The sequence below is a fragment of the Spirillospora sp. NPDC046719 genome (assembly GCF_040645715.1).
Lineage (GTDB): Bacteria > Actinomycetota > Actinomycetes > Streptosporangiales > Streptosporangiaceae > Spirillospora.
Genome location: NZ_JBEYYT010000455.1, coordinates 1 through 7,323, shown reverse-complemented (window position 1 = coordinate 7,323; position 7,323 = coordinate 1). Strand labels below are relative to the sequence as shown.

Genomic DNA, 7,323 nt, shown 5'->3' with positions numbered 1-7,323 from the left:
GGCCGCGGCGCCCGCGACGGCGGCGGAGGCCGGGCGGCAGCCGCTCGCGGTGCGGATGCGCCCCCGCGCGCTGGACGAGGTCGTCGGCCAGGCCCACCTGCTCGGCCCCGGCACCCCGATCCGGCAGCTCGTCGACCGCGACGTCCCGATGTCGCTGGTGCTGTGGGGCCCGCCCGGTACGGGCAAGACCACCCTCGCCACGGTCGTGAGCCACGTCACCTCCCGCCGGTTCGTGGAGATCTCCGCGGTCAGCGACGGCGTGAAGCGGGTCCGCGCGGAGATCGACCTGGCCCGCCGCGAGCTCGGCATGACCGGCCGGCAGACCGTCCTGTTCGTCGACGAGGTCCACCGCTTCAACAAGGCCCAGCAGGACGCGCTGCTCCCGGCCGTGGAGAACCGGTGGGTGTCGTTCATCGGCGCCACCACCGAGAACCCGTTCTTCTCCGTGATCAGCCCGCTGCTGTCGCGGTCGCTGCTGCTCACCCTGGAGCCGCTCGGCGAGGACGACCTGCGCGAGGTCATCCGCCGCGCCCTCGCCGACGAGCGCGGCCTGGCCGGGACGGTCGGCCTCGACCCCGCCGCCGAGGACCACCTGATCCGGCTGGCCGGCGGGGACGCCCGCCGCACCCTCACCTACCTGGAGGCCGCCGCCCTCGTCGTCGACGACGGCGCGGTGATCGACGCGGACGTGCTGGAGAAGGCCGTCGACCGGGCCGCCGTCCGCTACGACCGCGAGGGCGACCAGCACTACGACGTGATCAGCGCGTTCATCAAGAGCATCCGCGGCAGCGACGTCGACGCGGCGCTGCACTACCTCGCCCGGATGATCGAGGCCGGCGAGGACCCGCGGTTCATCGCGCGCCGCCTCATCGTGCACGCCAGCGAGGACGTCGGCATGGCCGACCCGACCGCGCTGCAGACGGCGGTCGCGGCGGCGCAGGCGGTGGAGTTCGTCGGGCTGCCCGAGGCCCGCATCAACCTCGCGCAGGCGGTGATCCACCTGTCCCTCGCGCCCAAGTCCAACGCGGTGATCATGGCGGTGGACGGCGCGCTCGGCGACGTCCGCAAGGGCCTGGCGGGGCCCGTCCCGGGCCATCTGCGGGACGCGCACTACAAGGGCGCCGCGAAGATCGGGCACGGGAAGGGCTACAAGTACGCCCACGACCACCCCGGCGGGGTCGTCCGGCAGCAGTACGCGCCCGACTCGGTGGACGGCCGCGAGTACTACCGGCCGACCCGGCACGGCGCCGAGTCCCGCTTCACCGAGGTCCTCGCCCGGATCCGCTCGGTGCTGCGCGGCACCCCGGACCGATGAAGATCGATCTTTCCGGCGCCGTGCTCCCGGCATCGGCGGCGAAGGCCCGCTACTCTGCCGGAAACGGCCCCGGGCGCGGCCCCGGCGGCCCGGCCGGACGGCCGGCGTCCGCCGCCGCACGGCCGTGACGGGCGCCCATGGCCCACGCCCGGCCCGGTAAGGTCTGTCAGGCCGTGCCCGGCCCGGGCCGGAACGACAGCGAACGGAAGCCCTCATGCTCACTGGTGGACAGCTGGCAGGTCTCATCGTGGCCGTGTTCTGGGCTGTGCTCGTCGCGTTCGTCGCGCTGACGCTGCTGCGGCTCGCCCGGCTGCTCGGCGAGGCCAGCAAGCTCGTGCGCGACCTCGGCGACCAGGCGGCCCCGCTGCTGGACGACATGACGACGACGGTGAAGCGCGCCAACGAGCAGCTCGGCCGCACCGACGTCATCACCAAGCAGGTCGCCGGCGTCACGCAGAACGTCTCGGCCGTCACCACCGTGATGACCTCGGTGGTGGGCGGGCCGCTGGTGAAGGCGGCCGCCTTCTCCTACGGGGTGCGCAAGGCCCTGAGCAGCCGCGACGGGGAGGGCCGGTCCGGGGGGTCCGGCGCGTCCGGCCGCCCGCAGCTTCCGGCCCGCTCCTCGGGGAAGGGGCGCAGGTGAAGAGGCTCTTCTGGATGTCGGTCGGCGCGGGCGCGGGCGTCTACGCGACCCACCGCGTCAAGCGCCGGGTCGAGCGGTTCGCGCGCAGCTGGTCCCCGGAAGGGGTCGCGGCGCGGGCGGTGTCGACCGGGCAGTCCGCCGGCGAGCGGCTGAGGCATTTCGCGGCGGACGTCCGTACCGAGATGCAGGCCCGCGAGGAGGAGCTGCGCGAGGCCGTCCGCATGGACCAGGCTCCGCCCGAGACCCCGGGGCCGCGGCCCCGCCGGGTGCTGCGGGCGCGTTACACGATCATCGACGACGAGAAGGATGGCCACTGATCATGGAGTCGGCAGAGGTGGCGCGCCGCTTCCTCAAGTTCTTCGAGGAGCGCGGGCACACGGTGGTGCCCTCCGCCAGCCTGGTCGCCGAGGACCCGACCCTGCTGCTGGTGAACGCCGGCATGGTCCCGTTCAAGCCGTACTTCCTCGGCCAGCGCACCCCGCCGTCGCAGCGGATGACCAGCGCGCAGAAGTGCGTCCGGACGCCCGACATCGACGAGGTCGGCAAGACCACCCGGCACGCCACGTTCTTCCAGATGCTGGGCAACTTCTCGATCGGGGACTACTTCAAGGAGCAGGCGATCCCGTTTGCCTGGGAGCTGCTGACCCGCTCCCGCGAGGACGGCGGGTTCGGCTTCCCCGAGGAGAAGCTCTGGGTCACCGTCTTCCACGACGACGACGAGGCCCGCGACCTGTGGCACAACAAGGTCGGCGTCCCCCTCGACCGCATCCAGAAGCGCGGCATGGAGGACAACTTCTGGTCGATGGGCGTCCCCGGCCCCTGCGGGCCCTGCTCGGAGATCTACTACGACCGCGGCCCCGAGTACGGGCGCGAGGGCGGCCCGGTCGCCGACGAGGACCGCTACCTCGAGGTGTGGAACCTCGTCTTCATGCAGTTCGAGCGGGGCCCCGGGAACAGCAAGACCGACTTCCCGATCCTCGGCGACCTGCCCGCCAAGAACATCGACACCGGCATGGGCCTGGAGCGCATGGCGGCGATCCTGCAGGGCGTCGACAACATCTACGAGACCGACACCCTGTGGCGGGTCCTGGACCGCGCCGCGAACCTGACCGACGCGACCTACGGCCGCGACCACCGCGCCGACGTGTCGCTGCGGGTCATCGCCGACCACGTCCGCAGCGGGACGATGATGGTCGCCGACGGCATCCGCCCCGGCAACGAGGGCCGCGGCTACGTGCTGCGCCGCATCCTGCGCCGCTCGATCCGCAACCTGCGGCTGCTCGGCGGCCAGGACGCCGGGCTGATGCACGAGCTGACCTCCGTCGCGATCGCCGCGATGGGCGAGCAGTACCCCGAGCTGGTCCGCACCGCCGCCAACATCCACACGGTCATCGACGCGGAGGAGGAGTCCTTCCTCCAGACGCTGCGCACCGGCACCGCGATCTTCGACACCGCGGTGGCGGAGACCCGGCGGTCGGGCGGCCGGACCCTGGCCGGCGACCAGGCGTTCAAGCTGCACGACACCTACGGCTTCCCGATCGACCTGACCCTCGAGATGGCCTCCGAGGCCGGGCTCCAGGTCGACGAGGAGGGCTTCCGCCGGCTGATGAAGGAGCAGCGGGACCGCGCCAAGCAGGACGCCCGCGACAAGAAGACCGGCAACCTCGACGTCTCGGTGCTCGACGAGCTGCTCACCGGCGCGGGCGGCAAGGTCGACTTCATCGGCTACCACGACGTCACCGGTGACGCCCGGCTCGTCGGGCTGCTGGTCAACGGCGCGAACGCGCCCGCGGCGGGCGAGGGCACCGAGGTCGAGGTCGTCCTCGACCGCACCCCGTTCTACGCCGAGGGCGGCGGCCAGCTCGCCGACCAGGGCGTGATCCGGCTCGGCAACGGCGCGGTCATCGATGTGCACGACGTGCAGTCGCCGCTGGCCGGGCTGATCGTGCACCGCGGCCGGGTCCGCAGCGGCGAGGCGCAGGCCGGCGACTCCGCGCACGCCGAGATCGACCTGACCCGGCGCGCCGCGATCTCCCGCTCGCACACCGCGACCCACCTCGTGCACGCCGGGTTCCGCCGGGCGCTCGGCGAGTCCGCCGCGCAGGCCGGCTCGGAGAACTCGCCCGGCCGGTTCCGGTTCGACTTCACCGCCTCCGGCGCCGTCCCGCCGAGCGTGCTGCGCGACGTCGAGGACGAGGTCAACGAGGTCCTCATCGGCGACCTGGACGTGCGGGCGTTCCACACCTCGATCGACGAGGCCCGCGCCATGGGCGCGCTCGCGCTGTTCGGCGAGAAGTACGGTGACGAGGTCCGGGTCGTCGAGGTCGGCGACTACTCTCGCGAGCTGTGCGGCGGCACGCACGTCGCCCGGTCCGGGCAGCTCGGCCTGGTGAAGGTGCTGGGCGAGTCGTCCATCGGCGCGGGCGTCCGCCGCGTCGAGGCGCTCGTCGGCATCGACGCGTTCCGGTTCCTGGCCCGCGAGAGCGTGCTGGTCGCGCAGCTCGCCGAGCAGATGAAGGCGCGCAAGGAGGAGCTGCCCGAGCGCATCTCCGGCGTCGTCGGCCGCCTCCGCGAGGCGGAGAAGGAGCTGGAGAGGCTGCGCTCGCAGCAGATCCTCGCGGCCGCCGGGTCCCTCGCCGACGGCGCGAAGGACGTGAACGGCACCGCGTTCGTGGGGCACCGCGCCCCTGACGGCACCGGCGCCGACGACCTGCGCAAGCTCGCCGTGGACGTCCGCGGCCGGTTGCAGGCCCGGCCCGCCGTCGTGATGGTCACGGGCGTCCCGAAGGACCGTCCCGTCGTGGTCGTCGCCGTCACCGAGGGCGCGCGCGGGCGCGGCCTGAAGGCGGGCGCGCTCGTCGGCCTCGCGGCCAAGGCGCTCGGCGGCGGCGGAGGCGGCAAGGACGACCTCGCGCAGGGCGGCGGTGCGAACCCCGCCGCGATCGACGACGCGCTCGCCGCGGTCGAACGAGCCGTAGGGGCCGCGTGAGCCCCGCGGGCGGATTAAGGGGCGGCGCGTCATGAGGTCCGTGAGGGACGCGGCGTCCCCCGTGGAGCGCCCCGCACCGCAGAGCGGAGCGGGGCGATGAGGCAGGGCGTGCGGCTCGGGGTGGACGTGGGCAGCGTCCGGGTCGGCGTCGCCCGGTGCGATCCGGGCGGGATCCTCGCCACGCCCCTGGAGACCGTGAAGAGCGGCAGGGGCGACGTCGACCGGCTCGTCGAGCTGGTGGCCGAGCACGAGGCGATCGAGGTGGTCGTCGGGCTGCCGACGTCGCTGTCGGGCCGCGAGGGCCCGGCGGCGCAGTCGGCGCGCCGGTTCGCCGCGCGGCTGGCGGACCGCCTTCCCCCGGAGGCGGTCCGGCTGTACGACGAGCGGCTCACCACCGTCACGGCCGAGAGCGGGCTGCGGGCGGGGGGAGTGCGCGGTCAGGCCCGCCGCAAGGTCGTCGATCAGGCCGCCGCCGCGGTCCTGCTTCAAGCGGCCCTGGACGGGGAACGGTTGACCGAGCGCCCCCCAGGCGAGATCGTCCGGGGGAGCTCATGAACGATTTGGACCTTTTCTCCGATCCGTACGGTGATCCGTACGAGGAGGGGCAGCCGCAGGAGCCGCCGAGCCGGCGGGACCAGCGGCGCGCCCGCAAGCGGCAGAAGCGGCGGCGCCGCAGCGGCCGCGCGGCGTTCCTGTTCGCGCTGGCCTTCATCGTCGCGGTGTTCGGCACCGCGGGGGTGTTCGGCGTCGCGATCCTGGACAACCGGCTCCACCCGCCGGACTACTCCGGTGCCGGTACCGGCAATGTCACGGTCCAGGTGAAGGACGGCGCGAGCGGCGCGGTGATCGCCACGACGCTCCAGGAGCACCGCGTGGTGAAGAGCACCCGCGCGTTCGTGAAGGTCTACAACGCCGAGTCGCGCGCCTCCAGCATCCAGCCGGGCTTCTACCAGATGCGCCTCCAGATGTCGTCGAAGGCGGCGATGGCGCTGCTGCTGGACCCGAAGTCGCGGGCCGGGAACCAGATCTCCATCCCGGAGGGCAAGCGGGCGATCGAGGTCTTCCAGCTGCTGTCGAAGAAGACCGGCATCCCCGTCCGGGACTTCCAGGCGGTCGCGAAGAACACGAACGGTCTCGGGCTGCCGTCGTACGCCGGCGGGAACCTGGAGGGCTTCCTGTACCCGGGCCGCTACGACCTCGACCCCAACGGGTCGGCGCGGAAGATCGTCCAGCAGATGATCGACGCGTTCAACAAGGAGGCGAGCAGCTCCGACCTGGAGGGCAAGGCGAAGGAGGCGGGGCTCAGCCCGCTGAAGCTGCTGACGCTGGCCAGCCTCGCGCAGGCGGAGGGCGGCAAGCCGAGCGACCTGCCGAAGATCTCCCGGGTGATCTACAACCGGGTCAAGAACGGCATGGCGCTCCAGTTCGACACCACCGTCCTGTACGCGCTGAACAAGCGGACGCTGGACGTGCGGAACAGGGACCTCCAGGTCGATTCGCCGTACAACACCTACAAGCACAAGGGCCTGCCGCCGGGACCGATCTGCAACCCCGGCCCGGACGCGATCGAGGCCGCGCTGTCTCCCGCGTCCGGGGACTGGCTGTACTTCGTGGCCACCGACCCCACCCACAAGGTCACGAAGTTCGCCAGCACCGACGCGGAGCGCCAGAGGCTGGAGCAGGAGTTCCGCGAGTGGCAGAAGAAGCACCCGAACGGCTGACGCGTGACGGATCGGAGCGGGCAGGTGGGTGACGTGCGGCGGCGCGCCGCCGTGCTGGGATCGCCGATCGCGCATTCGCTGTCGCCGGTGCTGCACCGGGCGGCGTACACGGCGATGGGCCTGGACGGCTGGCGCTACGACGCCGTCGAGTGCGGCGAGGACGGCCTCGCCCGGTTCCTGGACGGACTCGGACCGGAGTGGGCGGGCCTGTCGCTGACCATGCCGCTCAAGCGGGTCGCGCTGAAGCTCGCCGACTCGGTGTCGGAGCTGGCCGAGCGCGTCGGCGGCGCCAACACGCTCGTCTTCCGGGACGGGCGCCGGCACGCCGACAACACCGACGTGTACGGCATCGTCACCGCGCTCGGCGAGGCCGGGCTCGGCTCGCCCGGGCCCGCCGTGGTGCTGGGCGGCGGCGCGACCGCCGCGTCGGCGCTGGCCGCGCTCGCCGAGCTCGGCCTGGACGAGGCCGTCCTCGCGGTCCGCGACCCGGGGCGGGCCTCGGAGGCGGCCGAGGTCGGGGAGCGCTGCGGGCTGGCGGTGCGGGTCGTCACCCTGGACCGGGTCGCCGACCACCTGCCCGCCGGGCTGGTGGTGTCGACCCTGCCGGGACGGGCCGCCGACGCCTTCGCCGGGCCGGTCGCCGCGTCCGGCGCCG

Annotated in this window: 7 protein-coding genes; all 7 read left to right on the top strand. The window is 73.3% G+C overall.

The genetic code is table 11. The annotated features are described in order from the left end of the window. Positions 1-49 precede the first annotated feature (49 nt). Complete coding sequence (locus tag ABZ914_RS42770) at positions 50-1,315, top strand: replication-associated recombination protein A (RefSeq protein WP_500200505.1); 1,266 nt, start codon at positions 50-52, stop codon at positions 1,313-1,315. 214 nt (positions 1,316-1,529) lie between these two features. Continuing rightward, positions 1,530-1,958: a DUF948 domain-containing protein gene (locus ABZ914_RS42765; RefSeq protein ID WP_190856567.1), complete on the top strand. Its 429-nt coding sequence runs from the start codon at positions 1,530-1,532 to the stop codon at positions 1,956-1,958. Beyond that, the gene (locus tag ABZ914_RS42760; RefSeq protein WP_500200504.1) at positions 1,955-2,275 is read left to right on the top strand and encodes a hypothetical protein; all 321 of its coding nucleotides are present in this window, start codon (positions 1,955-1,957) and stop codon (positions 2,273-2,275) included. Before ABZ914_RS42765 ends, ABZ914_RS42760 begins: the two co-directional genes overlap by 4 nt. Positions 2,276-2,277: 2 nt before the next feature. Beyond that, complete coding sequence (alaS, locus tag ABZ914_RS42755) at positions 2,278-4,947, top strand: alanine--tRNA ligase (RefSeq protein ID WP_433136544.1); 2,670 nt, start codon at positions 2,278-2,280, stop codon at positions 4,945-4,947. Between the two features lie 96 nt (positions 4,948-5,043). After that, entirely contained in the window at positions 5,044-5,502 is a 459-nt protein-coding gene (gene ruvX, locus ABZ914_RS42750) for a Holliday junction resolvase RuvX (protein ID WP_500200503.1), read from the top strand. After that, a complete protein-coding gene (gene mltG, locus ABZ914_RS42745) occupies positions 5,499-6,668 on the top strand; it encodes an endolytic transglycosylase MltG (protein ID WP_500200502.1) in 1,170 nt (389 codons plus the stop codon). Before ruvX ends, mltG begins: the two co-directional genes overlap by 4 nt. Positions 6,669-6,692: 24 nt before the next feature. Then, positions 6,693-7,323: shikimate dehydrogenase (locus ABZ914_RS42740; RefSeq protein WP_500200501.1), on the top strand; the 631-nt coding region annotated here is incomplete at its 3' end.

Coding starts and splice junctions, on each gene's coding strand:
- ABZ914_RS42765 (WP_190856567.1), top strand. CDS start 1,530: ATGCTCACTGGTGGACAGCTGGCAGGTCTCATCGTGGCCGTGTTCTGG.
- alaS (WP_433136544.1), top strand. CDS start 2,278: ATGGAGTCGGCAGAGGTGGCGCGCCGCTTCCTCAAGTTCTTCGAGGAG.
- ruvX (WP_500200503.1), top strand. CDS start 5,044: ATGAGGCAGGGCGTGCGGCTCGGGGTGGACGTGGGCAGCGTCCGGGTC.
- mltG (WP_500200502.1), top strand. CDS start 5,499: ATGAACGATTTGGACCTTTTCTCCGATCCGTACGGTGATCCGTACGAG.